Here is a 25,220-nt window from a genome sequence, read left to right on the forward strand (position 1 = left end):
GATCGGTCAGAATCGGCGGGCTTTCTGGCAAACTGTAACGGTGAGTGAAACTGTCAACCACACCAAACGCATCACGGGGTACGTGCCCGGCGGCTTCGACATGTTCCATATGGGGCACCTAAATATCCTGCGAGCAGCACGTGAACGCTGCGACCGCCTGGTTGTTGGAGTCACCTCGGATGAAGCTCTCATTCGAATGAAAGGCCGAGCCCCCGTCATTCCTCTCAAGGAAAGATGCGACCTCGTATCCTCTTTGCGTTTCGTTGACGCAGTGGTGGTTGACCTCGACCAAGACAAGCGACTCGCATGGCGTCTCCAACCCTTCGATGTGCTCTTCAAGGGTGACGATTGGAAAGACACCCCCAAGGGAGTCCAACTCGAAGCGGAAATGGCCGAAGTGGGTGCCACGGTGGTCTACCTTCCCTACACGCCGTCCACGTCCTCGACCAAGCTGCGTCGATTCATTGCACCTGAAGACTTCACAGACGAACCGCAGGAGGAATCTGAGTGAGTTTGCCTCCCGTCATTAACGGACGCGTCGACGGTAGTTTTGGTCAGCGTTTTCGCGCATATCGCAAAGCCTTGGCCGACGCCCAAAAGCCAGGGGACGGTGTTCCAGCCTACATGCGCTGGGTGAACCGAGGAGGGGCCCGAGTCGTAGCAGCCTTCGCAGCCGCAGCTGGATGGACCCCCAACTTCGTCACCGCCATTTCGGTTTGTTTATCTACCGTTGGCCTCCTGCTTCTCGTGTTCCTAGAGCCTTCAGCGTGGACAGGGATTCCCGTTGGGATCCTTCTAGCCCTCGGATTCCTATTCGATTCTGCTGATGGCCAGGTCTCGCGCGTGACCAAATCGTCGTCGAAAACTGGAGAATGGGTGGATCACGTCGCCGACGCATTCCGATCCCCGGCCATCCACGTGTGCACAGCTATTGCCGTCATGTGGCATCGGCCCGATTCCTGGTGGTTGACACTCGTTGCTTTGGCGTATGCGTGGGTCACCTCTGGCCAATTCCTCAGCCAAATCCTCGCCGAACAATTTGTCAGGGCAGCTGGACGCAAACAGACCCGAGGCGGCACACTTCGCTCCTTTATTCTGCTACCCACGGACCCTGGAACTTTGTGCTGGTCGTTTGTGTTGTGGGGTCTGGGAACGCCCTTCTACCTGCTTTACACCATTTTGGCGGCCATTGCCTTCGTACATTCGGCGATCTCACTGCGCCGCAGATACCGAGACCTACGCAATCTTGACGCCCAGGCCCAGGCAGAACTCGCTGAAGTCAAGGACTCACATGCCTGAACTGTCCGTGATCCTGCCGGCCCGTAACGCGCAGGCCACCATTGAACGTGCCGTCAGCTCGACGTTGGCAGCCATGCCCGCCGATTCTGAACTTGTCGTTGCTAATGACGGCTCTACCGATGCCACTAGTGAACGAGCGCTCAAAGGTGCCACTCGAGACAACATTGTCGATCCACGACTACGTATTATTGAAGCCTCTCCTGGACCTGGAGGAGTCTCCAGGGTGCTCAATCAGCTTTTGGCCGCCACTGACTCGCGTCTCGTGGGACGCATGGACGCCGATGACATCTCGTTGAAGTCCAGATTCACGAGGACGATTGCTGCGCTAGAACGTGGCGATGACATGGTGTTCACCCAGATGATTGAACTACGAGGACGCAGTCCCCGGCCCCGCATCCCCTACGAGATCACGCCTGAGCATATGCGCCTGCAGTTGCTCCTCACGAACCCCGTTTGTCATCCCACGATGCTGGCAACGCGTAAGATCCTCGACCAAGTTGGCGGATACCGTCAGGTTCCTGCCGAGGATTACGACCTGTGGCTAAGAGTTGCTGGAGTCGATGGCCGTATTCGTCGACTTGGTGCATGGGGATTGATCTACCGCATCCATCCCTCTCAAGTCACCGCTTCAACAAGCTGGCGTCGTGCTTCGTGGGACAACCCGGAGCAAGCCGAAGCCTTTGCTGACCTTTCATATCAGATCACGGGCCAACGGCTACCTCGGCTCGTAAGCCTTGCAGGCTTGGATGAACACGCTCAAGACAAGGCCCTTCACGCTTTTAGCGAAGCGGTCCTACCGCATATCAATGCCCTCGATGCGCGGGCAAGCGCATCGTGCAAACGCCGTCTATCTCAACGCATCGCATGGGTTCGCTCCCACCGACAACAAGGAGAATCCTCATGATTCTGACACCTGCCCCCACCGGTGGTCAGCAGATCCTGCGTCACGCCCTCGTACGACGCTGGAAATCTATTGCAGCCTGCACCCTCATAGGAGCTCTCGTAGGAGTCCTGGCTGCTCTTTTTATTCCCGTCAGTCATACGGCTACGACGACGGTAACAGTGACCGGAGCATCCGCCACCCCCGCTCCCGTTGCGCGCACATCGCTGACGACCACCGATATGGTCACTGAAGAAGCTGTTGTGCGTTCAGCCAACGTCCTTGAGTCGGTGGCCAAGGACCATGGGAAAGGCCGCACCTCCATTGAGTTGCGCGACAACCTGGACGTATCGGGAGACACTGACGGCACTATCGTCAAGATTTCTTTCACATCGAAGACCCGTCAAGATGCGGTGCTCATCGCGGATGCGATTACGGCCTCGTACTTGGCAGAACGAACCGCACTGACACGTCAGCGCGCCGAAGAGATGGCCGAAATTGTCAATGAGCAAGTCGAGACGCTGGGCGAGCAGCTTGCCGGTCTCGATACGTCCTCGGATAGTGGACGGGCAGCCGCCGACGCGATTCAACAAGAAATTCGAACTCTCAATGAACAGTCGGCCCTCCTGGAGCCCTACCACGTGGTATCGGGTCGGGTCTTGACGTCGGCCGATCAGTCACGTGACATTGAGTCTCCCGAAGGCAAGAGGCTCGTCATGATCACCACAGTCATCGGCCTATTCGTGGGACTGGTGACCGTCGTCCTGCAGGAAACCCGCCAACGCAGGGTGCGCAGTGCCAGCCACCTCGCTGATCTGACGGCTTTGCCGGTGTGGGGAATCGACGAGGACGACGCAGCCAACCCCTGGAGTGTGCCAGCTAGCATGATCACCTTGGCGTTTGAAAACGTCGGCGACGTGGACCTGATTGCACATGCGTCAGATCCTCAGGCACAAGCCCTGCATCGCGCCCTGGCTGAGTCATTCGAGGCCGCCGGTCGCAAGACGCCCGCGTTCATCGATTCTTCCTGTGGCCTGGCCAGCTTGCTTGAGTCCATCTCAGATTCACGCCGCGTCCTCGTGGGTGTTCGCGAGGGCGACGACCTGGGTGAGTTGCATCGTCTGCTGGACCGGCTCGCGATGATGAACCGCGAGGCACAGGGCTTGGTTATCCTTGGCCCCCAGCTGGATGAAGAACATCACGAGGCCTCCTCCTACCGATCGAAGCAGGGGGCCCAGCCTCATGAACACGCTCCGAGTCAGACTCATCGACGCTCGCTGGCAAGAACTGCTTTGACTCGTCGCAGGATGAAAGCCCAGGAGAAATGATGACTCACCCAGTCGGCTTTGAGGCTGGGGGAGTGGATCCTCTCGGCTCGTCCATCTGGCACGTCGATCGAACAAATGGCACTACAACGCTGATCTCGGGAACTCCTGATCAAGCTCGCGCCCTGGTTGTTGTTCGTGACAATCCACGCATTAGCGCGGTGTTAACGATCGACGGAACCGACCGGCCCGCTGCAGATCCCGCAGTGGCAGCCGTTGAGCCGGCCCCGACACGCCCTTGGGCTGAAGGAGCAGGAGCGGGTCTGCAAGCCACTGTTGTCATGTGCACCATGGGTAGCTGTGACATCCTCGGAGATGCCGTCAGATCCGTTCTTGCCCAGAATCACGACAACTTCGATCTCGTGGTGGTCGATAACGCTCCCTCCACAGGGGGAACTCGACGCGCTCTAGCTGACATTAACGATTCGAGGATGACGATCGTTAATGCCTCAACCCCAGGATTGTCACGGGCACGCAATAGGGGAGTGCTGGCTGCTCAAGGCGACTTCATCGCTTTCACAGATGATGATGCAATCTTGGACCCTAACTGGCTGACCGCCCTCCTTGATCCGTTTGCTGCGAGTCCCCTGGTCGGCGCCACAACGGGCATTGTTGTTGCGGCCGAATTGCGCTCCCAAGCGCAGCGCTGGTTCGAAGCTAGAGGAGGTTTCCCTAAAGACCTCACGGCGCGTGTATGGACCATTGGTAATTCGGCACAGAGCCTGGCAGGTCTATGCGAGCCGGGAGAAGGTGGCCCCTTGTATCCGATGACAACCGCTCGGGTTGGAGCGGGAGTATGTATGGCGATGCGGCGCGAGGTTCTCATGGAGGTCGGGCCTTTCGATCCTGCGCTCGGTGCGGGAACACCGACTCGGGGAGGCGAAGACCTCGACATGTTCGCTCGAATCATGAGAGCTGGTTATGCAATCATCCATACTCCCGACGCGTTGGTCCATCACAGGCACCGAACTGATCTAGCAGGACTCGACACACAGATTCGAGGCAACGGGTCGGGTATGGCTGCGCTGATCGTCAAGTCGGTCATGGAAAGGCCGGGCTCTCTAGTGAACCTGGTAGGACGAATTCCCGGAGTTCTGCAACGGGTGGCCCCAGGATCTGAACGCGTATCGGGCACCGACGAGGACGTTCCTGGCTCTTTGACGAAGAGCGAGATCAAAGGCTTCTTGGAAGGGGCGGGCCTCTACTTGCGCTCACGCCGTGCCAACCGCATCTCCGCCTGGCCCAGGGGTTAAAAATGACAGCAGGCGCTCGGTCTACCCGCGGGATATGGCGTCGCCCCGAACCTCTGGCCGTCGGATCGGCTCGAGGCGAAGCTTCGGCGCTACCCGCGTGGCCCTTCGTCACCGTGTACGCCGCGTACATTGTGTGGTGGCTGACCGGACCAGGGGACATGATGTGGCCAATTTTCGCCGCCATCATGTCACTGTTGATGCTGGGTAGACGAGGTATCCGCTACCCCCGGGGAACAATGATTTGGCTGTTCTTCCTGGTCTGGGTGGTTGCCTCGATGACAATGCTGGATAGCGGCGGCCGGATTCTTGGCGCAATCTACCGGCTGACTCTCTTGATTGCTCCAGCGGTCTTCGGCGTCTACGTTTTTAACGCTCGCGAACAGCTGCCCGTCAAAACGATCACTGGAACTTTCACTGCTTTCTTAGCTTCGACCACGCTGGGTGGATATATCGCCATGGCGTGGCCGACCTTGAGCTTCAAAACTCTGCTGTTCTATCTGATTCCCGCAGGCCTTCGCTCCAATGATTTCATCTCGGAACTGGTGGTGCGTCGAACGACCCAATGGGATCAAACTTCGTGGATCCAAACCGATGCCCGTCCCTCAGCTCCCTTCGTCTACTCCAACACCTGGGGCAATATCTATTCCCTTCTTCTTCCCATTGCTCTGGTTCATTTGCTGATCTTGTGGCGAGAAAAGTCGAAATGGCGCATTCCGGTTGCTCTGCTATGTATCGTGTCGGTAGTTCCCGCTGGCGCAACGCAAAACCGTGGCATGTACGTGGGTCTCATCCTTGTCGCTTCGTGGGTGGAACTCCAGCGTCTGCGCGCGGGACATTGGAAGTCGGTAGTCAGCACCTCAATCGGTGCAGGAGCCGTGGCTGTAGCGTGGTTCTTTTCCCCAGCTGCAGACTCACTTTTATCGCGACTTGCAGCATCGAGCTCAACAGATGATCGTTTCATCAACTACCTGGAAACCGTCACGCAACTTCAACAATCCCCGCTGTTGGGCTTTGGTGCTCCGCGGCCCTCCACCTCCGCGTGGTTGCCATCCTTGGGCACCCAAGGCCAGTTCTGGACGGTTCTTTTCTCCCACGGGCTCGTCGGCATCGTCCTCTTCGTTGGTTTCTTTATGTGGATGGTGCCGCGGATGTGGAATGCCACCGACCATTACGGTGCAGTGCTGGGCGGCATCATCGTGGCGACTTTGGTCGAACAGTTCTACTACGGCATGTCAACAGGGCTGATGGTGTCAGTGGTTGCGGCAGCACTGCTGGATCGTCACCACGAGGAGGCTCCCGTTTTAGGCGAAGTCGTACCGCCCATAGGTCGCTCGCGCCCTCCTTCGATCAGCAGGTGGGGTCGTCGGTGAAACCTTGTTTCTCCAGCTTCCACGTGTCGTCCTCATTGACGAAAGTGAAGAGGGTCAGCGCCCTATCTAGCGCGCCCGAGGCGCGAACGTCTTTTCCTGCTTCATTGAGGATCTTGACCTTGGTTGAGTCCACGCAGGCCTGCAATACGAAAGAGTCTTCGGTGGAAAGATCGCTGAGAATTTGGGGATCTTCGAGGACGGCGTTGCCTTCTTGGCGCAACCCTTCGTCTGCGTACTGGCTGGCTAACGCCTCGTATTCGCCCAGTGCGAATCCAGATAAGACTGAAGAAAGGTCGGTGTGTTGGCCGACCTCGGCAGGATCGACCAGGCTTTCAGCGACCGTGCTCAGCACCCACTGGGCTCGTTCGGTTGCTTGGGAGGTTTCCAAAGGCGATCCAACTAAGGAAGCGGATGGTCCTGCGGACTGTGGAGTGATCGTCGCACGTGTGGTGTTTGGGCCAGACTGCGCCGCCCCTGACATCTCAGCCGATGGGGAGGAGTCGGGGGCGGGGTCTGCTGCCAAAACCGCCCAGGAGATTCCCGCGATAAGGGTGGCTGCCACCACTATGACGAGGGCGAGAAGACGGCGTGATGAGGAGTGAGCAGACATTGCTTCAACCGATCCTGACGAATTATTGGGCCAGTGCCCGAGGATACTGCACAGTGGGAGGAAAAGATGAGTGACAGTGAGTCTTCCTCCAGGAAGAACCTCGCCAAGGGTGGCGCGATTGGTTTTGTAGGCGCAGCAGTGTCTGCGATCCTCGGTTTTTTCTTCACCGTTGTTTTAGCTCGGATGCTCGGCGCTGAAGGATCCGGGGTGGTGACCCAGGCGACCGGTGTTTTTGCTGTTGTCATGGCACTGGCCAAAGTTGGTTTGGATTCCACCGCGATTTATCTGCTCCCGCGTCTGCGCGTTGACTCTGCCGAAGAAATTCGAGGTTGTCTAAACTTCATGGCGGCGATGGCGGTGGGTGTTTCCCTTGTTGCCGTCCTTGTTTTGCAGGCGCTAGCTCCCGTCATTTGGCAGGGAGCGGACTCTCAGGTGCGTGGGGCGATCCAAGCGGTCCTGTGGTTTGTTCCGATTGGGTCGCTCACTTTGGTGGCTACAGCCGCCCTGCGGGCGTTGGGAAATATGCGTCAGTACGTCCTCGTACAAAACATCACCCTCCCGGGACTGCGCCCCATCCTGGTTGCGGCAACGGCGACAGTGGGCGGGTCCTTGAGCCTCGTGGCCGTGTCCTGGGCCCTTCCTTTCGTGGTCATTTTGGTAGCCGCGTGGGTGCTTGTGCTGCGCCACCTACCTGACATTGTTGCTGCGCCTCGGTGGCCACAGGCCTCACGTCGGCACCAAATCGTTGGCTTCGCCTTGCCTCGTACCCTTACGGCTGGTCTCGAACAGGCTCTCACATGGCTCGATGTGCTCTTGGTGGGGTTGCTCGCAGGTAACGCGGCGGCGGGTATTTATGGCGGTGCAGCCAGATTCATCCAGGCGGGGCTCATCGTCGATACGGCATTGCGGGTCGTCGTGTCTCCCCAGTTTTCTCGACTGTTACATATGAGCAAGATCGAGGAACTGCGGCGCTTGTACTCCACAGCCACCATCTGGCTGATCCTTTTTGCCACTCCCATCCACATACTCATGGCGATTTATGCTCCGGCTCTGATGAAAATCCTGGGTGATCAATTCGTCAGCGGTTCATGGGTATTAGCCATCTTGTGTTGCGGAGCGATGGTGACTTTCTTGGCTGGCAATATCCATTCGCTGCTCATTATGAGTGGGCGCAGCGGATGGGCAGCCATCAATAAAGTTGTTGTTTTGACCGTCAATGTTGTGGGCAACTTGGCATTCATTCCACTGTATGGATTGAATGCTGCTGCGGTGGTGTGGGCTGTCTGTATGGTTCTCGATGCCGTCATGGCCACGATTCAGGTTGCCAAATTCATTGGGGTGCGGCCCAGTGCGGGTGAGACTCTTATTCCTCTGATTGGAGTCTTTGTTTCGGTCGGGATTCCAGCTTTTGGGGTGTCCATGTTGTTAGGTCGAGGGACCTACAGTGGGCTTATCTGGGGTATTTTTGCCAGCATTGCAGGTTTTGCTACTATGTGCTGGATTTTGCGTTCCGCCTTGCAACTAAATGGATTGGGATCGTTAGTGCGCCAGAAGAGAGGGTAGTAAAGGTCCTCTTGTCGTGATTTGTCACGCAATTATTAACCGATTGGTACAAGGTTGATAGTTTTCGTGGAATGATTATGGGGAATCAAGTGCTGAGTAATCATTCCGCATCACTGTCCACGAAGGTTTCCATGATCATCCGCCGCCTCCTCGCCCTCGCCCCTTTGACTGCATGCCTTGCGCTGGGAGCTCAACCTAGCCCGGCGCACGCGCAAGAAGCGGCAGTCGCGGACTCGGCAATCCGCCGAGATGGGCAGACCTCCGCGACGGCGGCAGCCTCGTGCTGGCAGATTAAACAAGATGATCCCAAGTCTGCCGACGGCGCCTACTGGCTCCAAACCCCCTCAATGGATGCTCCCCAGCAGTACTTCTGTGACCAAACCACCGACGGTGGTGGTTGGGTACTGATTGGACGAGGACGAGAAGGTTGGGAAACATGGTCCCAAGGCCAGGGCGATCCCGCAGAACTCACCACTCGCGACCGCGTGCCCGCTGACTTCCCTGTCGTCCAACTCGCAAATCAAGACGTGACTCAACTCCTCGACGGCGAAGACGTGTCAAGCCTAGAAGACGGCATGCGCGTCGTGCGGGCGCTCAGCCCCTCAGGCGATTCGTGGCAGACCGTCAACATGCGCTTCAACCAGATGAAAGACTTCGTCTGGCCCTTCAAATCCGGCATCTACGTGTCATATCGCATCAACTCCAGCCCCTACTGGTATTCCGGGCGCATCTGGGATGGATTCGGTATGGACTCCGGCTTCAAACACGTCAATATGACAACACAAGCATCCACATCCCACCAGCTCGGATTTGCCTACGGCAACTGGAGCTTCATACGCGGCGATGTCCGATCTGACTCCACTTTCGTTCTGGATTCAGGGCCGACGTACCTGCCGTACTCCGAGGTTTACCTACGTCCTCGCATTTCGAATGACGACCAGGACTACCAGCGACTCCCAGACGAGGGGATCGGAGCCGAAACAGTCACCCCAGCAGTGTCCGAATTTGCGGCCAACATTGCCTGGGGAGTCACCGGCAACCTCAACGGTTCCATCCAAGAAAACTCCATTCAAACCCAAGCTTTCGAACAAATCGGCGACACCATGTTCGTCGGTGGAAACTTCACCGGAGTCAAGAACGGGACAACGGGTGAAGAACATGCCAGCTCAGGCTTGGCTGCGTTCAATGCTGCGACCGGAGAGTGGATCCAAGGGCTCACCTTCCAATTTGATAACCAGGTCAAAGACCTCATCGAACTACCTAACGGCAAACTCCTTGCCGTCGGAGACTTCACGGTCGTTAATGGAGCACAACATTCAGGGTCTGTCATGATCGACCCCACCACCGGTCAGGTCGATGAATCCTGGGATTTGCAGATCGTTAACGGTCTGTCCTCGGGAGTGCTATCCGTCAGAGCAGCCATTCTCAGCGGTGACTACATCTACTTTGCAGGCTCCTTTACTCACCTGTCAGGTCAGGGAGCAAAGCGCGTCTATGGTCGCAATTCTGCGCGCACATCCATTGAGGGCAAGCCGGACCGATCCTGGAATCCAGAATTCAACGGCACCGTTATGGCCGCCGATGTCGACCCCGAAAACACCTACTACTACGCAGGCGGACGTTTCTCGACCTCGCGATCAACCAAAGCTGACTCAGCCACTCGCGTGACCACCGACGCTCAGGCAGCCGTGGACACCTCGTTCACCTTCGTGCCCTCCCACTACAACGGCACATACCAGCAAGCCGTCAAGATCGTCGACGACAAGGTCTACTTCGCTGGTTCCCAACACTCACTCTTCGGATACCTGCGCAATCAAGGAATGGAACGGGTGTCAACTACCATTGCCCAAAACGGCGGTGACCTCCAAGCCCTTGAACTGTCCGACAATGGAATCCTCTACGGTTCGTGTCACTGCTCTGACTTCTTCTACGAGGACGCATCCGTCTACTACTTCGAGTCGAACTTCACCCGTGCGAACGAAGCCCAGTGGATCGGCGCCTGGGACGCAGCCACAGGCAAACACATTGGGTGGACGCCCTACCGCCTCAAATCCCTGCGTTCAACCGGAGCCTGGGCCCTCGAAATGGACGACGCCGGTAATCTCTGGGCCGGCGGCGACTTCACCTACTCGTTCTCGTCGACCTCTCGAGGACAATGGTCGGGAGGCTTCGTACGCTTCGACAAGCGCGATAATGAGCCACCTGCAACTCCGCAGCACCTGCGTTCCCTCAGCTCAGATGAAGACAGCGTCACCTTGGCCTGGAACCCCGTGGTCGATGCCGTCTCCTACGAGATCATCCGCGACGACCGCGTGATCGCCACAACCACAGACACTGCGATCGATGCTGCGCGCGGGGGCGAAGAACGCTACTTTGTGCGCGCCGTGGATCAGGCAGGTAACCGCTCTGCTACCACCGCGGTTTTCCAGGCACCCGCCGTTGGTGAGGTTGATGAGTCCAACCCCGTCCTCGTCGAAGATCTGGACGAATGGACCTACCTCTGGTCTGCGCAGACCCCAGCCGCGGACTGGACTAGCCTAGGGTTTGACGACTCTTCATGGGCACAGGGGCGCGCTCCGATCGGCTATGGAGATTCAACACTCAACACCGTCATCGACACGACACAGCAAACGTCGCGCCCAATCACCACATACTTCCGTAAGACGTTCAGCGTTGCCGACCCCACGCAGATCGGCGGCATTGAACTGTCCTACGTGGCTGACGATGGGGCACTCGTCTACATCAACGGAACAGAGGTCCACCGCAGCCGCATGGATGAGGGAAGCGTGAACGCTCAAACGCGGGCTTCGGCTTCAGTCAATGTGAGCCAAGCCAATGCGGATCGCGCTAGTGTCCTAGTGCCAGCCTCGCTGCTGGTCGCAGGCGACAATGTCATTGCAGTAGAAACCCACCTGAACTACCGCTCCTCAAGAACAATGTCTATGCAAGCTCGCGTCACTAAAGTGGCCGCGCAAGACATGCCAGAACCCGAACCTCAAGACACCCCAGAAATTGAGGACGTTCCCGAAGAAGAACCGGCAGAAACCGGGCTTGAAACAATTGACGCAACAGCTCTTGACGCGGGCGACCTTATTGCCACTGGCACCCACTGGTCGTACTGGGCGTCTTCTCAGGCTCCCGACGCTGCATGGAAAACGGACCTTGACGTTTCCTCGTGGTCTCAGGGGGCGGCTCCTATCGGCTGGGGTGCTCGAACTGTTCAGACCGGCCTCGACTTCCTTTCCACCGATCGACCTGCCGCCTACTACTTCGTCAGAGACATGAATCTGGGAACGATCGGATCCGGATCTGCCCTATCCCTGTCTGTTCTAGCTGACGACGGTGCTGTCGTGTACGTCAACGGCGTCGAGGTTGGACGTGAACGCATGGGCGAGGGCGACGTATTGCATTCCCATCGCGCGGCTGCCTCCATCTCCTATGCCAACGCCATGAAGACGCAGATGATCATTGATGTGCCGGCAGACCTGCTTGTTGACGGGGTCAATCGAATTGCCGTTGAAACGCACATCAACTACCTGTCATCCCCGTCCATGGTGTTCGACGTGACAGCCGCCCACTTCGTCCGCTAAGACGGGGCCGATTCGCCGAAACACTGCATTCGCCAAGGAGGAATCACCTATGTATTTGCAAGAACACGCCCAAGCTGACGGCGAAGGTGTCGGCGATGAACAGTCCCGAGCTGCCCAAATTGTTGCTCTCCAGCGGTTTGCTGAACTTGCTTTAGAACCGGGGAGGGTCACAACGTGGCTCAACCACTGGTCGTTGCTCCACGCTGACTGGGAACAGCTGGCGAAAATGGACCTGATCGGATTCGATGGGACCCTGCTACAAATGGCGTTGAATGGTCGTGGGCATCGGTTGTATCGGTCCTCGGCAGACCTGGTTTTACCCTACTTGTTTGACAAGCTTCCCAATGGTTCTCGGATTGCCTTTATTGGTGCGGCTCCCGGTGTGGCCCAGAAGGCTGCGCAGCGTCTCGAGGGGTTCGAGATTCTTGCGATTGATGGCTACGAGGGCGTCAAACAGTTACGACGTGACCCCTGCGAGTTGATTGCTTTCGACCCGGATTTTGTCGTCGTTGGTTTGGGAGCGGGGCTCCAGGAACTTGTTGCGTCGAAAGTCCACGGTTGGCTGCCGCAGGCATGTGTGTGTACGGCTGGCGGCTGGCTAGATCAGTTCGCACAAGCTGAACAGTATTTTCCGGAGTGGATTCACCGGTACCGCTTGGGTTGGGCATGGCGGATTGCCCACGAGCCTCGTCGCCTTATTGGTCGCTACACCGTGGAAGCTGTTGATTTCGTTGCCCTCAAGGGACGCTTGCTGGAGCGTTTGGAATCCTTGGGTGTTTTCACCGACCTGGGGCTGATTGTCGAGAGTAGCCCGAAGGGCTGACTTCCTATTACGGGGCCGCGGATGTCCAAAGCTGCGTTCTAGGCGGAGCCGAGCAGAGCACTTGAGATTCGAAGGCCCGTAAAGACATCAGAAGGCCTCCCAGTCGTTCGACTGGGAGGCCTTCTGTGTGTGATAGGCGCGGACTTAGCAGGCACCTTCTTGACGTAGCAATGCAGGCACTGTGCGCCACAGGATCCATGCGTCGAGGCCTAGTGACAGGTTGTTGGCGTAGTGCAGATCGAGTTCGACCGATTCTTCCCAGCTCAGGTTTGAACGACCTGACACTTGCCATAGTCCTGTAATTCCAGGTTTGACCTGGAACTTTCCGAGCACCTTTGGTTCGTATTGAGCAACCTCAGAGGGCAACGGGGGGCGAGGACCCACTAGTGACATATCACCTTTGAGGACGTTAAAAAGCTGGGGCAATTCATCCAACGAGAGTTTGCGCAGGATCTTGCCGATGGGGGTGATACGCGGATCATCTTCCATTTTGAACATGATGGCGTTACCTACCGAGGTGTCAGCGTTATTGGCCTGTGCGAGGCTAGCTTTGAGTTTTTCGGCATTGATGCACATAGTGCGGAACTTGTACATCGTGAAGTGCTGTCCGTGCAGACCAACCCGCTGTTGGGTGAAGAACGCGGGGCCGCTGTCGCCGGAGCGTACCAAGAGCCACAGAATCAGCCACACCGGTGTGAGAATGATGATCGCAATACTGGATGCTACGACGTCGAAGAGTCGTTTGACGACCTTGGTGATTAGGACACCTGCTGCGCCTGCATAGTCGCGGTGGCTGGGTAGTGCCGCGGTGGTCGTCAGAGGCTTCGTAGAGACGCTCACTAGTTCAACAGTCTTTCTGAAAGTGACCAGAAATGAAACTGACCGCTATGGATCTTGGTATTGATCTCTGGCATTCGAATGTTCTGGCGCTGAATAATCGCAAAATATCAATGATTATTCAGCAATGGATCAATACTATCCATTCGGTCAGACAAATGCGAGAGTGTGAGAGTCTTTCAGCATTCTGACCATGTGAAATAAATGACTCGGTCGATCCTGTGTTAAGTAGGTCACTACTTCTTCGATTTCTGTGATGGTGGCGATGGTTCTTCGGCGTGCGGTGGCGATAAGGTAGGAGGGTCGTGACTGGCGAATAGGTGGGAAACCACCGGGGAGCGACGAACAGGTATCAGCGGCCGCCCGCCTGGGCCGTAATGCCAACCGCCTCAGCGGTGAGTTCGATGAATAAAGGAGAACCTCTTGGATTCCCTCAATGACATGACCCTCGCCCAGCTAGATCCCCAGATCCAAGCTGTGCTCGATCAAGAACTTGAGCGCCAGCGCACAACCCTCGAAATGATCGCCTCAGAGAACTTCGTACCTCGTGCAGTCCTGCAGGCACAGGGTTCCGTCCTGACTAATAAGTACGCCGAAGGCTACCCCGGACGCCGCTACTACGGCGGCTGCGAGGTTGTTGACGTTGCCGAAGAGCTCGCAATTGAGCGTGCCAAGCAGGTCTTTGGTGCTGACTACGTCAATGTTCAGCCCCACGCAGGCGCCCAGGCTAACGCTGCCGCGCTCATGGCCATGGCGAAACCTGGAGACACAATCCTGGGTCTGTCTCTTGCCCATGGCGGACACCTGACCCACGGTATGAAGATCAATTTCTCGGGCAAGATGTATAACGCCACCGCATATGAGGTGTCACCAGACACCATGCGTATTGAGCCCGAACAGGTGCGCCAAGCTGCTTTGCGCGAACGCCCCCAGGTCATTATCGCTGGATGGTCTGCTTACCCCCGTCACCTGGACTTCCAAGCGTTCCGTGACATTGCCGATGAGGTAGGCGCTGCTCTGTGGGTCGATATGGCTCACTTTGCTGGCCTTGTTGCCGCAGGCCTGCATCCCAACCCCCTGCCTTACGCCGACGTTGTCACTACCACCGTTCATAAGACCATTGGTGGACCTCGTTCCGGCATGATCCTGTCGGCCCGCGGTGAGCAGTGGGGAAAGAAGCTCAACTCCGCGGTCTTCCCCGGCCAGCAAGGGGGGCCCCTCATGCATGCGATCGCAGCAAAGGCGATTGCCATGAAGATCGCTCAGACTGATGAATTCAAGGACCGTCAACGCCGGACCCTCGAAGGCGCGCAACTTCTGGCCGAACGTCTCAATGCCGACGATGCAAAGGCTGCGGGCGTCAAGCTGGTGACGGGTGGAACGGACGTCCACTTGGTCCTCGTTGATCTGGTCGATTCCGTACTCGATGGCAAACAAGCTGAGGATCTTCTCCACGAGGTTGGTATTACCGTCAATCGCAATGCCGTTCCCTTCGACCCGCGTCCCCCGGCTGTTACCTCCGGCCTGCGCATCGGTACGCCAGCTCTGGCAACTCGTGGGTTCTCAGCTGAGGACTTTGCCGAGGTTGCTGACATTATTGGTACGACGTTGGTTCAAGGTGCATCCGGCAACTCGGTGGATATTGAGGGCTTGAGTGCCCGCGTCGCCAAGCTGACTGACGCTCACCCTCTCTACGCAGGTCTTCACCAGTGAGGGCGCCTTGGACTGGGGCCGCTCAGGTTCTCGATGGCACTGCAACCGCGGCAACGATTAAAGCTGAGCTGAAGGAGCGGGTTGATGCATTACGCGCTCACGGCATTGTGCCCGGTCTAGGAACCTTGTTGGTGGGTCAGGACCCTGGTTCGGTTAAGTATGTGGCTGGTAAGCATGCGGACTGTCGGGAGGTGGGTATCGAATCGATTCGCGTAGAGCTGTCTCAAACTGCTTCGCAGGCTGATATTGAAGCTGCTGTAGATCGACTCAATGCTGATCCGGCGTGTACGGGTTATATTGTGCAATTGCCGCTTCCGCGTGGGGTCAATATGAACGCGATCTTGGAACGCATTGACCCGGACAAGGATGCTGATGGTCTGCATCCAACGAATCTGGGTCGATTGGTGCTTCGTGGTGTTGAACCGATTGATTCTCCACTGCCTTGCACGCCCCGCGGCTGCATCGAGTTAATGGAACGTCACGGGATTGATCTGGCTGGCAAAGATGTCTGCGTTATCGGGCGCGGGGTGACAGTCGGACGGTCCATCGGGCTGCTTTTGATGCGCAAGGATGTCAACGCAACTGTTGATGTGTGTCATACCGGCACTCGTGACCTTGCGGACCACGTGCGTCGTGCGGATATCGTCATCGCTGCTGCTGGTTCGGCTGGCATTGTCACTGCTGAGATGCTTAAACCTGGAGCTGTGGTCCTGGATGTCGGCGTGTCCCGCGTTGTTGATCCTGCCACTGGCAAGGGGAAAATCATGGGAGACGTTGCTGACGGTGTAGACCGGGTTGCATCCTGGTTGTCTCCCAATCCTGGTGGTGTGGGGCCGATGACTCGTGCCCTACTGTTGGCCAATGTTGTCGAAGCCGCATTAAGGAAGGAATTGATGCGCTGAGACTTTTGAGTGTGGTGTCTGGTCGGCACTCCGTCTAAGGCGGGGTGCCGACCATTTTTGTGTGTCCTGAGGATTATTGGGAAGGGATATTTTGTGGTGCTGCGTGAGTTCCTTCCTGAGTGTCTACAGCTGCTGTCTCTCGTGCGGTTGCTTGAAATTTCTACCGATAGTACGACTGTACTTCCTGAAAAGCCTGAAAAAAAAGAAAGTCCTTGTTCTTATCCGATGTAAGTAGTACGCTCGTACCAACACGAAGATGTGTGACTCTCGCAACGACGCGACTCAGGAGGAATAGGGAATGCAACCCCGCGTAGCTTCGGAAGTTGGTCCGCTCAAGCAGGTGATGCTCCACCGGCCAGGCAAGGAAATGCTCCGACTTACCCCGTCCAACAAGGATGATCTGCTGTTCGATGATCTGCTCTGGCTCGAGAAGGCTCAGGAGGAACATGATGCGTTCGCTGCATCTCTGACTGAGCGGGGAGTCGAAGTCCTCTACTTCCAAGAACTCCTGGGTGAAGCCTTAGAAAGCCCCGCTGCACGTCTCGAAGCTATTAACTCGATTTTTACCGAAGAAACCTTCGGGACGGCGGCAGTTAGCCCCATCGCCAACTACGCAGAACGGATGAATGGCCCGGATTTGGCTGAGCTCCTCATCGCGGGCCTGACGAAGAAAGAACTCCTTGACCGTGTAGCTGGTATATCCTCGGTCTGCCTCGAAGCCATCGGTGATGACGACTTCGTCCTCGCCCCCTTGCCCAACCACCTCTTCACCCGCGACACCTCCTGCTGGATCTATAGCGGGGTCTCTATCAACTCGATGCGCAAAGAGGCGCGTAGACGCGAAACCATCAATGCCCAGATTATCTACACCTACCATCCAAACTTCACTGAGTATGGCCCGAAGATTCTGTCTAAGGGGTTGGAAGCTGGATCGGCCACCGTCGAGGGTGGTGATGTCTTGGTTATTGGCAACGGAACAGTCCTCATTGGCATGAGCGAACGGACCTGCCCCCAGGGTGTTGAGCGTCTTGCATCACGACTTTTCTCCACGCAGGAAGTGTCTCGAGTTATTGCTCTTGAGATGCCTAAATCCCGTGCCCAGATGCATTTGGACACGGTCATGACCATGGCCGATGTTGACACTTTCGTCAAATATCCAGGTCTGGGCATGTTGCGATCGCAGACTATTCGTCCTGGAAACACTCTTAAGGAACTCGACATCACCGTCAATGCCCCCGATGCGATGCACGACGTTATCGCTGATGCTCTTGGATTGGACTCTCTGCGCGTCCTAGAACCTCCCTTCGATTCTTTGACCAATGAACGTGAGCAATGGAACGACGGATCGAATGTCCTGGCAATAAGCCCCGGTGTTGTTTCTACATATGAACGTAATACTGCGACCAACGGATTCTTGGAGGATAACGGCATTGAAGTCGTTGCCATTCCAGGAAATGAGCTCGGGCGAGGGCGAGGAGGCCCCCGCTGCATGAGCTGCCCCATCGTCCGCGAAGACGCGTGACATCACACCCATTGAGAAAGGACCGCCGTATGGCACACGCACTCCAGGGACGCCATTTCCTCAAGGAGCTTGACTTCACCCCCAAGGAATGGCAATCGCTGCTTGACTTGTCCGCCTACCTCAAGGCTGCTAAGAAGGAGGGACGCGAGGCTCAGCACCTCAAGGGCCGCAACATTGCTCTCCTTTTTGAGAAGACCTCGACTCGTACCCGCTGCTCCTTCGAAGTTGCTGCACATGACCAGGGCGCACAGGTTACCTATCTCGACCCTTCCGGGTCCCAGATGGGGCACAAGGAGTCTGTAGCTGATACCGCTCGGGTCCTGGGACGGATGTTTGACGGTATCGAATTCCGTGGTGCCAAGCAGGAGCACGTTGAGATCCTCGCTGAGCTGTCTGGCGTGCCGGTATGGAACGGTCTGACCGACGACTGGCATCCCACCCAGATGCTCGCCGACCAGCTGACCATGATCGAGGCGGCGGGGCGTCCTCTCAACGAGCTGTCGATTGCGTACGTGGGCGATGCTCGCAACAACGTTGGCAACTCCATTCTCGTCTCCTGCGCGATGATGGGCATGGATGTGCGCATGGTCGCTCCAGAGGCGTTGCAGAACGCCCCTGAGGTCGTTGCCAAGGCCGAAGAACTCGCTGCGGCATCCGGAGGCAAGGTCCTCATCACCGATTCCGTAGACGAAGGTGTGGCCGGAGTTGACTTTGTTTACACGGACATTTGGGTATCGATGGGTGAGCCGAAGGAAGTATGGGATGAACGTATTGCTCTTCTTCGCGACTACCAAGTTAATGCCGAACTTATGGCAAAGGCCGCTCCTACGGCGAAGTTCCTCCATTGTTTGCCGTCTTTCCATGATCGCAACACGACTGTGGGCGAAGACATCTTCCAGCGCACTGGACTCAACGGCCTCGAAGTGACCGATGACGTGTTTGAAGGTCCTGCGTCTATCGTCTTTGACCAAGCAGAGAACCGTATGCACACTATCAAGGCCGTCATGGTCGCAACTCTGGGGAGCTAAGTATGCGGATTGTTGTGGCACTGGGCGGGAACGCCCTCCTCGAGCGCGGTGAGAAACCGGATGCGAAAACCCAGATCAAGAACGTGAATAAGGCCGCTGAGGCCCTTGCCTCGCTCGCCTCGGAGCATGAGCTGGTCCTCACTCACGGCAACGGCCCGCAGGTGGGTGTTTTAGCCCTTCAGTCCGCCGCTGACGAAACTCTGACTGAGCCCTACCCCTTTGATACGCTCGGTGCGATGACCCAGGGCATGATCGGCTACTGGATGCTCCAGGAACTCCAGAACGCACTGCCTGGTAAGTCCGTGGCCGCCATGGTCGGCCAGACCCTGGTTGACGCGGAGGATCCTGCCTTCGACACACCGACGAAGTTTGTCGGCACAGTTTACGACGAGGATGAGGCCAATCGCCTCGCCGCGGAGAGGGGTTGGTCTATCAAGGCTGACGGCACCAAGTGGCGTCGAGTGGTTGGCTCACCCAAACCGAAGGGGCTCGTCGAGATCGAGACAGTCAAGCAGCTCGTGGAATCGGGCACCACCGTCATCTGCTCGGGTGGGGGAGGCGTGCCCGTGGTCCGCGGCGACGATGGCTCCTTGCACGGCGTCGAGGCGGTTATCGATAAGGATCTATCTGCGGCTCGCATCGCCGAGGATCTCAAGGCTGACATGCTGATGATCCTCACTGACGTCCCGCAGGTCATGAAGAACTTTGGCCAGCCTGATGCCGAGGCCATCGGCAAGACCACTACGTCGGAACTACGCGCGATGGACCTGCCAGCTGGATCGATGGGCCCCAAGGTTGATGCCTGTTGCAACTTCGTTGAGGTCACCGGTGGTACCGCTGCTATTGGGCGCCTCGCTGATGCTGTAGAGATCGTCAAGGGCACCTGCGGCACCATCATTACCACCGACGGAGACTAGGGCTGTCTCGATGACACTCGCCCCTCTCTTCCCGAGTTAAGCAACCCGGGATTCGTCGCAGTTGATGCGGCGAATGGTCAGCAAAAGAACAGGAGGAATCTAAATACTCAATGGCGTCCCACAGGGCGTCGCGGACACGGACTCCGCACATAGAACACCACATCACAAAGGAGTGAGTCATGACGAAAATCGTCAACTCGTGGAATGATTTCGATCCCCTCAAGCACGTCATCGTGGGACGCGCCGACTTCTCGGTCATCCCGCCTGAAGAACCGGCTACCTCTGAGAAGGTGCCGATCGACTCCGAGATGCGCGGAATGTGGGGTCCTCGCCCCACCGCCACCGTCGAAGCCGCCAATGAACAGCTTGACAACTATGTCAAGATCCTCGAAGGATTAGGTGTTAAAGTCGACCGGCCCACGCCGCTTCAGTGGAACCAAGCGATTCAGACACCTGATTTCCGTACCGAGTCTGGTTTCACTCAGATGCCGCCCCGTGACATTCTGCTAACCATTGGCAATGAGATCATGTCCTCGGCTAACTCGTTCCGTTGCCGTTACTTCGAGTACCTCGCGTACTGGCCGCTTATGAATGAGTATTTCGAGAAAGACCCGGAGTTTAAGTGGACCCAGGCTCCTCGTCCGCGTTTGACCGACAAGTCGTATAAGCACAACTACTACGATGAGAAGATTTCCCTGGAGGAGCGCCTTGAGCGTACTGCCGCCAAGGACTTCGTCACCACTGAGTTCGAGCCCATGTGGGATGCTGCCGACGTTATGCGTATCGGTAAGGACCTGTTCATCCAACACGGTCTGACGACCAACCGCAAGGCGATGGAGTGGTTCAAGCGCTACTACCCTGATCTGCGTGTCCACGCCGTCAACTTCCCCGGTGACCCATACCCGATCCATATTGACGCTACCTTCGTGCCACTGCGACCAGGGCTCATTATCAATAATCCGCACCGTCCCCTGCCTGAGGAACAGCGTAAAATCTTCGAGGCTAACGACTGGCAGATTGTCGAAGCAGCTATGCCAGCGCACGACACGCCGCCGCCGCTGTGCTACTCATCGGTCTGGCTGTCAATGAACTGCCTGGTGATCGATCACAAGACTGTTTGTGTGGAAGCCAGTGAGGTTCACCAGATGGAACAGATGGACAAGCTGGGCATGAACGTCATCCCAGTGCCTTTCCGCGACGCTTATGCGTTCGGTGGAGGCCTGCACTGTGCCACAGCGGATGTGTACCGCGAAGGCACCTGTGAGGACTACTTCCCAAATCAGGTTGACGATCCGACCCTGGTCTGATCACGACTCGGGGCCGCGTCGGCATAGTCGGCGCGGCCCCGGCCCGCATCCTGCCCGTATACCTCGAATAAGACAGGGGACACAGATGTCCGATTCATCCAACTCGTATTCCATGAACAAAAAGCTCGGTGCCGTCGCTATGCTCCTGTCCGCAACAGGCATGGGACTGGTCGGAACTTTCTCGCGCGGTGCTACCGAAGGACTGCTGGCCGAGCATAAAGCCGTCATCGGCTCTTTCCTAGCCTTTGGACGTATGACCTGCGGAGTTATCGGCTTTCTAATCATTGCAGCCGCGACGAAGAAACTTACGCAGGTATTCCGAATCAAGATGACTCCGGCAGTAATCTTCGGCGGTGTCTTCATCGGTCTGTCTTTGGGATGTTACATTTCCTCAACCTTGCTGACATCAATCGCCAATGCCGTCTTCCTGATCTACACAGGTCCTCTGTTCTGCACAATCCTTGCCCGAATATTCCGCAAGGAAAGGGTTTCTCTCCTTGCTGGCCTATTTCTCAGCCTCGTGTTCGTCGGAATGCTTATGACCATCGGGATCATCGGATGGAAGGATGGTTCCTTCTCCTTCGGACTAGATCTGTCGGCGACCTCCGCCGAATATCCGCACAAGCCACTGGGCGATCTTCTCGGACTGCTATCGGGAGTCTTCTACGGTCTGGCACTCTTCTTCTACGGTTATCGCAAGGACATCGACTCCGTCGTGCGGGGAACCTGGAACTTCTTCTGGGCAGCTGTCGCCACGCTCGTCATGTCGCTCGTTCTACGGCCGTGGGAGGGGGTATCAACCTTCACTCAGTCGAATTGGCTGTGGGCGGTTGGCCTGTTCCTCATCTGCGGCCTTTTTGCGCTGGGGTGGCTGGTTGTTGCCGGGCGTAATCTTCCTGCTGTTGAAATGTCGACGATCTCCTACTGGGAATGCGTCGTTGCCATTGCCTGCGGCATTTTCATCTTCCACGAAGCACTCGATCTTGTTGCGGGCATAGGAGGTCTATTGATCATCGTTGGTGGCCTTGCCCCGATCTTTATCAACTCCGAGCCCGCCGAAACGCACACCACACGACCTGAGCCGATCGAAGTGTGAAGCACCATGAGTTCTTCAACGATGGCCTCGCACTCAGGGCACAGTCAAGACGCACGCCATGCGACACTTAAACGTGCTGCATCGGCCAGCTTCGTTGGGAATTTCATCGAATGGTTCGATTACGCTTCCTACGGATATCTCGCCACAGTCATAGGCGTTGTCTTTTTCCCTGAAGAAGATGCAGCAGTTCGACTCATGTCAACCTTTGCAATCTTCGCAATGTCCTTTGTCCTGCGTCCCGTTGGAGCAGTACTTTGGGGGACGTGGGGAGATCGTTGGGGAAGACGTTGGGCACTGTCGTGGTCAATTCTCATCATGTCCGGTTCAACCTTCATCATTGGGCTCTTGCCCGGATATGCGACCATTGGTGTAGCTGCGCCGTTGTGTCTTCTGATATTGCGGACGATTCAAGGATTCTCTGCCTCCGGAGAATATGCGGGTGCAGCGACTTTCCTCGCGGAGTTTGCCCCGACTGATAAGAGAGGTAAGTACACGGCTTTAGTACCTGCTTCGACAGCGGTAGGACTACTCACCGGATCTCTCATGGTCACAGGTCTGCATTACTTCCTTGACGCGGCAGCAATGCAGACCTGGGGCTGGCGAATCCCCTTCCTTCTCTCCCTCCCCCTAGGATTCGTTGGACGCTACATCCGCGTACATCTTGAAGATTCCCCTGTCTTTCAAGAGATGCAGTCCGAAAGCTCACGCAATGAGAAAAAGAAGAACACTCCTCTGGCCGACCTCCTGCGCCACCACTCCAGGGCAGTCGTCGTAACTTTCGGAGTCGCCTCGCTTAACGCAGTCGCTTTCTACCTTTTACTCAGCTACATGCCGACTTATGTGCACGAGGAACTGGGCATGAGTGAAACAGTATCAACTGCGATCTCGTCGGTGATGCTCCTTGTTTACATCCTCGCGATTGGAGTTATGGGAAATTTCTCCGATCGATTCGGGCGGCGCAAAATGCTCATTGGAGCCTGTCTTGCTTTTATTGTGGCCTCGATTCCGGTCTTCATGCTCATGGGTAGAGCCACGCTGGTCACCGTCCTTGTCTGCCAGGTGACTTTTGCCATTATGTTGACGGTCAACGATGGAACTCTGGCGACATTCCTAGCAGAATCGTTCCCCACACAAGTCCGCTATTCAGGGTTCGCGCTATCGTTCAACACGGCAAACGCTCTGCTGGGCGGTACTGCCCCCTTCATCGCCACGGGACTAATTGCTTGGACAGGATCAAGGCTTGCTCCGGCGGTTTACCTAACGGTCGTAGCACTCGCAGCACTGGGAGCCATGATCTGTGCCCGAGACAACGCAGGTTGTGATCTAGGCGACGTGCAATAAAAGGACTCACAGTCGCCGGCTCAATGGTGAATTCCTGCGTCCCACTGAGTCGGCGGCTGTGCAAAACGACAATATGCGACTACAACTGCATACAAAATGTAAAGTTCGTAAAATCCTGGCAGAAGAACTTTCCAGGAGGCAAGATGATCCCTGAAGAATCCTCTGACTCAACTGGCACCACTGTCAGAGGGGAGGAACGTAGGCGTCAGATCATCGAGGCCGCCGCCGAGCTAGTCTACGAGGAAGGCCCCGCGGCTGTCAGCCATCGCTCCGTTGCTGCACGTGCTGGATGCTCCCTGTCCGCAACTACCTACTATTTCTCAGGGCTGGACGATCTGCTCCATCAAGCTGGTCGACTCAATATCTCTCGCTGGGCTTCGCGCGCCGAACGGGTTGCTGAGAAAGTCGAGTCAGTTGCTGGCCCATTCTCCCGGGATGAAGCCGTTGAATTAATTCTTGAGGCGACACTGCCACGCAATGTCTCCCTATACGGTCACTACACAAGCCTGATCCATGCTGGGACTTCCGAATCGATTTCGCGGGCCTATCGTACGGGGCGATCCCGCTTGAATAACGCAGTCGGGCGGGTTTTGGAGCATCTACGAGTTCGTGTTCCCGCTGAACTCGTCATCGGCGTCGTTGACGGGGCTGCCGTGTCAGCTCTGTCCGAAGGGCGCGATGTTCGCGATACAGCTTGGACGTTGCTCAGTGAATTGGCGTATTGGTCAACGGTCCGTGGAACTGAGTCGCTTGACAGTGACCACACATCGGACCCGGTCGGCGCAGATGAAGTGGACAAGGCACGATGAGAGGGAACAACGTCGAGGAGGAATTTCCGTGACACATGGACTGCATGGACGCCATTTCTTACGCGAACTCGACTTTACTCCAAAAGAATGGCGTAGCCTCATAGATTTGGCTGTGCAGCTCAAAGATGAGAAAAAAGAAGGACGTGAATCGCAGCGCCTAAAAGGCCGCAATATCGCGCTGCTCTTTGAAAAAACCTCCACTCGGACTCGCTGTGCTTTCGAAGTGGCAGCCTTCGATCAGGGGGCCCATACCACCTACCTCGATCCTTCCGGATCCCAGATGGGACACAAGGAATCTGTGGCCGATACGGCGCGTGTCCTGGGTCGCATGTTTGACGGCATTGAATATCGCGGTGATGAACAGGCAACGGTAGAGACCCTTGCTGAACTCTCCGGTGTTCCCGTATGGAATGGGCTGACCGATGACTGGCATCCCACCCAAATGCTGTGCGACTCCCTGACCATGCGTGAGCACGCCAACGGCAAAGACCTATCCCAAATTTCCTACGCCTACGTGGGCGATGCTCGCTTCAATATGGGTCGCTCCTTGCTAATTAACGGCGCCCTCATTGGTGCCGATGTGCGGATCGTGGCTCCGCACCAGCTGTGGCCAGACGACGAATGTATTGAGAGCGCTCAACAACTGGCCACACAGACCGGCGCCCGCGTCACTTTGACGGAAAACATTGACGAGGGGGTATCCGGCGTTGACTTTGTCCACACCGACATTTGGGTGTCCATGGGTGAACCCAAAGAGGTCTGGGCTGAACGCATAGCGCTACTGCGCGACTACCAGGTCAACGCCGCACTTATGGCCAAAGCCGGACCCCATGCAAAGTTCATGCATTGCCTGCCCGCCTACCATGACACCAAAACCGCTATCGGCGCCCAGCTCTTTGAAGAAACCGGAATGGACGGCATCGAAGTCACCAACGAGGTCTTCGAATCGGATGCATCCATTGTTTTCGACCAGGCAGAAAACCGGATGCACACGATCAAAGCCGTCATGGTCGCCACCCTGGGCGCATGACAGTC

General features: G+C 56.7%; 21 protein-coding genes and 1 riboswitch. Of the genes, 19 read left to right on the forward strand and 2 right to left on the reverse strand.

Going from position 1 to position 25,220, the window contains the following annotated elements; all coding sequences use genetic code 11:
* Positions 1 to 40: 40 nt before the first annotated feature.
* From G439_RS0102435 to G439_RS10860, 6 genes are read left to right on the forward strand one after another with little or no spacing between them, the layout of a single operon-like run.
* The gene (locus G439_RS0102435; RefSeq protein ID WP_022867599.1) at positions 41 to 511 is read left to right on the forward strand and encodes an adenylyltransferase/cytidyltransferase family protein; all 471 of its coding nucleotides are present in this window, start codon (positions 41 to 43) and stop codon (positions 509 to 511) included.
* The gene (locus G439_RS0102440; RefSeq protein ID WP_022867600.1) at positions 508 to 1,299 is read left to right on the forward strand and encodes a CDP-alcohol phosphatidyltransferase family protein; all 792 of its coding nucleotides are present in this window, start codon (positions 508 to 510) and stop codon (positions 1,297 to 1,299) included. Before G439_RS0102435 ends, G439_RS0102440 begins: the two co-directional genes overlap by 4 nt.
* Entirely contained in the window at positions 1,292 to 2,203 is a 912-nt protein-coding gene (locus G439_RS0102445; RefSeq protein WP_022867601.1) for a glycosyltransferase family 2 protein, read from the forward strand. The genes G439_RS0102440 and G439_RS0102445 overlap by 8 nt, the downstream gene beginning before the upstream one ends.
* Positions 2,200 to 3,507, forward strand: a complete 1,308-nt coding sequence (locus tag G439_RS10850; RefSeq protein ID WP_022867602.1) for a Wzz/FepE/Etk N-terminal domain-containing protein — start codon at positions 2,200 to 2,202, stop codon at positions 3,505 to 3,507. The genes G439_RS0102445 and G439_RS10850 overlap by 4 nt, the downstream gene beginning before the upstream one ends.
* Positions 3,507 to 4,757: a glycosyltransferase family 2 protein gene (locus G439_RS10855; RefSeq protein WP_022867603.1), complete on the forward strand. Its 1,251-nt coding sequence runs from the start codon at positions 3,507 to 3,509 to the stop codon at positions 4,755 to 4,757. The genes G439_RS10850 and G439_RS10855 overlap by 1 nt, the downstream gene beginning before the upstream one ends.
* A gap of 2 nt (positions 4,758 to 4,759) precedes the next feature.
* The gene (locus tag G439_RS10860; protein WP_022867604.1) at positions 4,760 to 6,127 is read left to right on the forward strand and encodes an O-antigen ligase family protein; all 1,368 of its coding nucleotides are present in this window, start codon (positions 4,760 to 4,762) and stop codon (positions 6,125 to 6,127) included.
* Here the strand turns inward: G439_RS10860 and G439_RS10865 are convergent.
* On the reverse strand, positions 6,105 to 6,737 hold the full coding sequence (locus G439_RS10865) for a hypothetical protein (RefSeq protein ID WP_022867605.1): 633 nt from the start codon (positions 6,735 to 6,737) through the stop codon (positions 6,105 to 6,107). The genes G439_RS10860 and G439_RS10865 overlap by 23 nt on opposite strands.
* 66 nt (positions 6,738 to 6,803) lie before the next feature.
* Between G439_RS10865 and G439_RS0102470 the strand changes: the two genes are divergently transcribed.
* The 3 genes from G439_RS0102470 to G439_RS0102480 all read left to right on the forward strand — a co-directional run bounded on the left by G439_RS0102470 (position 6,804) and on the right by G439_RS0102480 (position 12,713).
* Positions 6,804 to 8,300: an oligosaccharide flippase family protein gene (locus G439_RS0102470; RefSeq protein ID WP_022867606.1), complete on the forward strand. Its 1,497-nt coding sequence runs from the start codon at positions 6,804 to 6,806 to the stop codon at positions 8,298 to 8,300.
* 89 nt (positions 8,301 to 8,389) lie between these two features.
* The gene (locus G439_RS0102475) at positions 8,390 to 11,890 is read left to right on the forward strand and encodes a fibrinogen-like YCDxxxxGGGW domain-containing protein (protein WP_243442534.1); all 3,501 of its coding nucleotides are present in this window, start codon (positions 8,390 to 8,392) and stop codon (positions 11,888 to 11,890) included.
* Between the two features lie 49 nt (positions 11,891 to 11,939).
* The gene (locus tag G439_RS0102480; RefSeq protein WP_022867608.1) at positions 11,940 to 12,713 is read left to right on the forward strand and encodes a WecB/TagA/CpsF family glycosyltransferase; all 774 of its coding nucleotides are present in this window, start codon (positions 11,940 to 11,942) and stop codon (positions 12,711 to 12,713) included.
* Positions 12,714 to 12,857: 144 nt separating this feature from the next.
* Here the strand turns inward: G439_RS0102480 and G439_RS0102485 are convergent, their stop codons facing one another.
* The gene (locus tag G439_RS0102485) at positions 12,858 to 13,553 is read right to left on the reverse strand and encodes a sugar transferase (RefSeq protein WP_022867609.1); all 696 of its coding nucleotides are present in this window, start codon (positions 13,551 to 13,553) and stop codon (positions 12,858 to 12,860) included.
* Positions 13,554 to 13,845: 292 nt separating this feature from the next.
* Positions 13,846 to 13,930, forward strand: a riboswitch (ZMP/ZTP riboswitch).
* Positions 13,931 to 13,973: 43 nt separating this feature from the next.
* On the opposite strand from G439_RS0102485, the gene glyA reads away from it, so the two are divergent.
* The 10 genes from glyA (at position 13,974) to argF (G439_RS0102535) (ending at position 25,215) form a co-directional block, all read left to right on the forward strand.
* A complete protein-coding gene (gene glyA / locus G439_RS0102490; RefSeq protein ID WP_022867610.1) occupies positions 13,974 to 15,263 on the forward strand; it encodes a serine hydroxymethyltransferase in 1,290 nt (429 codons plus the stop codon).
* Positions 15,260 to 16,165 (forward strand): bifunctional methylenetetrahydrofolate dehydrogenase/methenyltetrahydrofolate cyclohydrolase, encoded by a 906-nt coding sequence (locus G439_RS0102495; RefSeq protein ID WP_022867611.1) that lies wholly within the window; start codon positions 15,260 to 15,262, stop codon positions 16,163 to 16,165. Before glyA ends, G439_RS0102495 begins: the two co-directional genes overlap by 4 nt.
* Before the next feature lie 298 nt (positions 16,166 to 16,463).
* Positions 16,464 to 17,687 (forward strand): arginine deiminase, encoded by a 1,224-nt coding sequence (locus G439_RS0102500; protein ID WP_022867612.1) that lies wholly within the window; start codon positions 16,464 to 16,466, stop codon positions 17,685 to 17,687.
* Between the two features lie 29 nt (positions 17,688 to 17,716).
* On the forward strand, positions 17,717 to 18,715 hold the full coding sequence (gene argF / locus G439_RS0102505; RefSeq protein ID WP_022867613.1) for an ornithine carbamoyltransferase: 999 nt from the start codon (positions 17,717 to 17,719) through the stop codon (positions 18,713 to 18,715).
* 2 nt (positions 18,716 to 18,717) lie between these two features.
* Entirely contained in the window at positions 18,718 to 19,632 is a 915-nt protein-coding gene (arcC, locus tag G439_RS10870; protein WP_022867614.1) for a carbamate kinase, read from the forward strand.
* A gap of 179 nt (positions 19,633 to 19,811) precedes the next feature.
* Complete coding sequence (locus tag G439_RS0102515) at positions 19,812 to 20,939, forward strand: serine/threonine protein kinase (protein ID WP_022867615.1); 1,128 nt, start codon at positions 19,812 to 19,814, stop codon at positions 20,937 to 20,939.
* A gap of 85 nt (positions 20,940 to 21,024) precedes the next feature.
* On the forward strand, positions 21,025 to 22,035 hold the full coding sequence (locus G439_RS10875; RefSeq protein WP_022867616.1) for a DMT family transporter: 1,011 nt from the start codon (positions 21,025 to 21,027) through the stop codon (positions 22,033 to 22,035).
* Positions 22,036 to 22,041: 6 nt separating this feature from the next.
* Complete coding sequence (locus tag G439_RS0102525) at positions 22,042 to 23,376, forward strand: MFS transporter (RefSeq protein WP_026459310.1); 1,335 nt, start codon at positions 22,042 to 22,044, stop codon at positions 23,374 to 23,376.
* 143 nt (positions 23,377 to 23,519) lie between these two features.
* Entirely contained in the window at positions 23,520 to 24,185 is a 666-nt protein-coding gene (locus G439_RS10880) for a TetR/AcrR family transcriptional regulator (protein WP_022867618.1), read from the forward strand.
* Between the two features lie 28 nt (positions 24,186 to 24,213).
* Positions 24,214 to 25,215: an ornithine carbamoyltransferase gene (gene argF, locus G439_RS0102535; RefSeq protein ID WP_022867619.1), complete on the forward strand. Its 1,002-nt coding sequence runs from the start codon at positions 24,214 to 24,216 to the stop codon at positions 25,213 to 25,215.
* Positions 25,216 to 25,220: the final 5 nt, after the last annotated feature.

Origin of the sequence: Schaalia vaccimaxillae DSM 15804 (genome assembly GCF_000420425.1) — a bacterium.
Classification (GTDB): Bacteria; Actinomycetota; Actinomycetes; order Actinomycetales; family Actinomycetaceae; genus Pauljensenia; species Pauljensenia vaccimaxillae.

What these genes read in the sequence shown, in the direction of transcription:
- G439_RS0102480 (WP_022867608.1), top strand. Translation starts at nt 11,940, where the DNA reads ATGTATTTGCAAGAACACGCCCAAGCTGACGGCGAAGGTGTCGGCGAT.
- G439_RS10850 (WP_022867602.1), top strand. Translation starts at nt 2,200, where the DNA reads ATGATTCTGACACCTGCCCCCACCGGTGGTCAGCAGATCCTGCGTCAC.
- G439_RS0102525 (WP_026459310.1), top strand. Translation starts at nt 22,042, where the DNA reads ATGAGTTCTTCAACGATGGCCTCGCACTCAGGGCACAGTCAAGACGCA.
- arcC (WP_022867614.1), top strand. Translation starts at nt 18,718, where the DNA reads ATGCGGATTGTTGTGGCACTGGGCGGGAACGCCCTCCTCGAGCGCGGT.
- G439_RS0102445 (WP_022867601.1), top strand. Translation starts at nt 1,292, where the DNA reads ATGCCTGAACTGTCCGTGATCCTGCCGGCCCGTAACGCGCAGGCCACC.
- G439_RS10860 (WP_022867604.1), top strand. Translation starts at nt 4,760, where the DNA reads ATGACAGCAGGCGCTCGGTCTACCCGCGGGATATGGCGTCGCCCCGAA.
- G439_RS0102470 (WP_022867606.1), top strand. Translation starts at nt 6,804, where the DNA reads ATGAGTGACAGTGAGTCTTCCTCCAGGAAGAACCTCGCCAAGGGTGGC.
- G439_RS0102515 (WP_022867615.1), top strand. Translation starts at nt 19,812, where the DNA reads ATGACGAAAATCGTCAACTCGTGGAATGATTTCGATCCCCTCAAGCAC.
- G439_RS10880 (WP_022867618.1), top strand. Translation starts at nt 23,520, where the DNA reads ATGATCCCTGAAGAATCCTCTGACTCAACTGGCACCACTGTCAGAGGG.
- G439_RS10855 (WP_022867603.1), top strand. Translation starts at nt 3,507, where the DNA reads ATGACTCACCCAGTCGGCTTTGAGGCTGGGGGAGTGGATCCTCTCGGC.
- argF (WP_022867613.1), top strand. Translation starts at nt 17,717, where the DNA reads ATGGCACACGCACTCCAGGGACGCCATTTCCTCAAGGAGCTTGACTTC.
- G439_RS0102500 (WP_022867612.1), top strand. Translation starts at nt 16,464, where the DNA reads ATGCAACCCCGCGTAGCTTCGGAAGTTGGTCCGCTCAAGCAGGTGATG.
- G439_RS10875 (WP_022867616.1), top strand. Translation starts at nt 21,025, where the DNA reads ATGTCCGATTCATCCAACTCGTATTCCATGAACAAAAAGCTCGGTGCC.
- G439_RS10865 (WP_022867605.1), bottom strand. Translation starts at nt 6,737, where the DNA reads ATGTCTGCTCACTCCTCATCACGCCGTCTTCTCGCCCTCGTCATAGTG.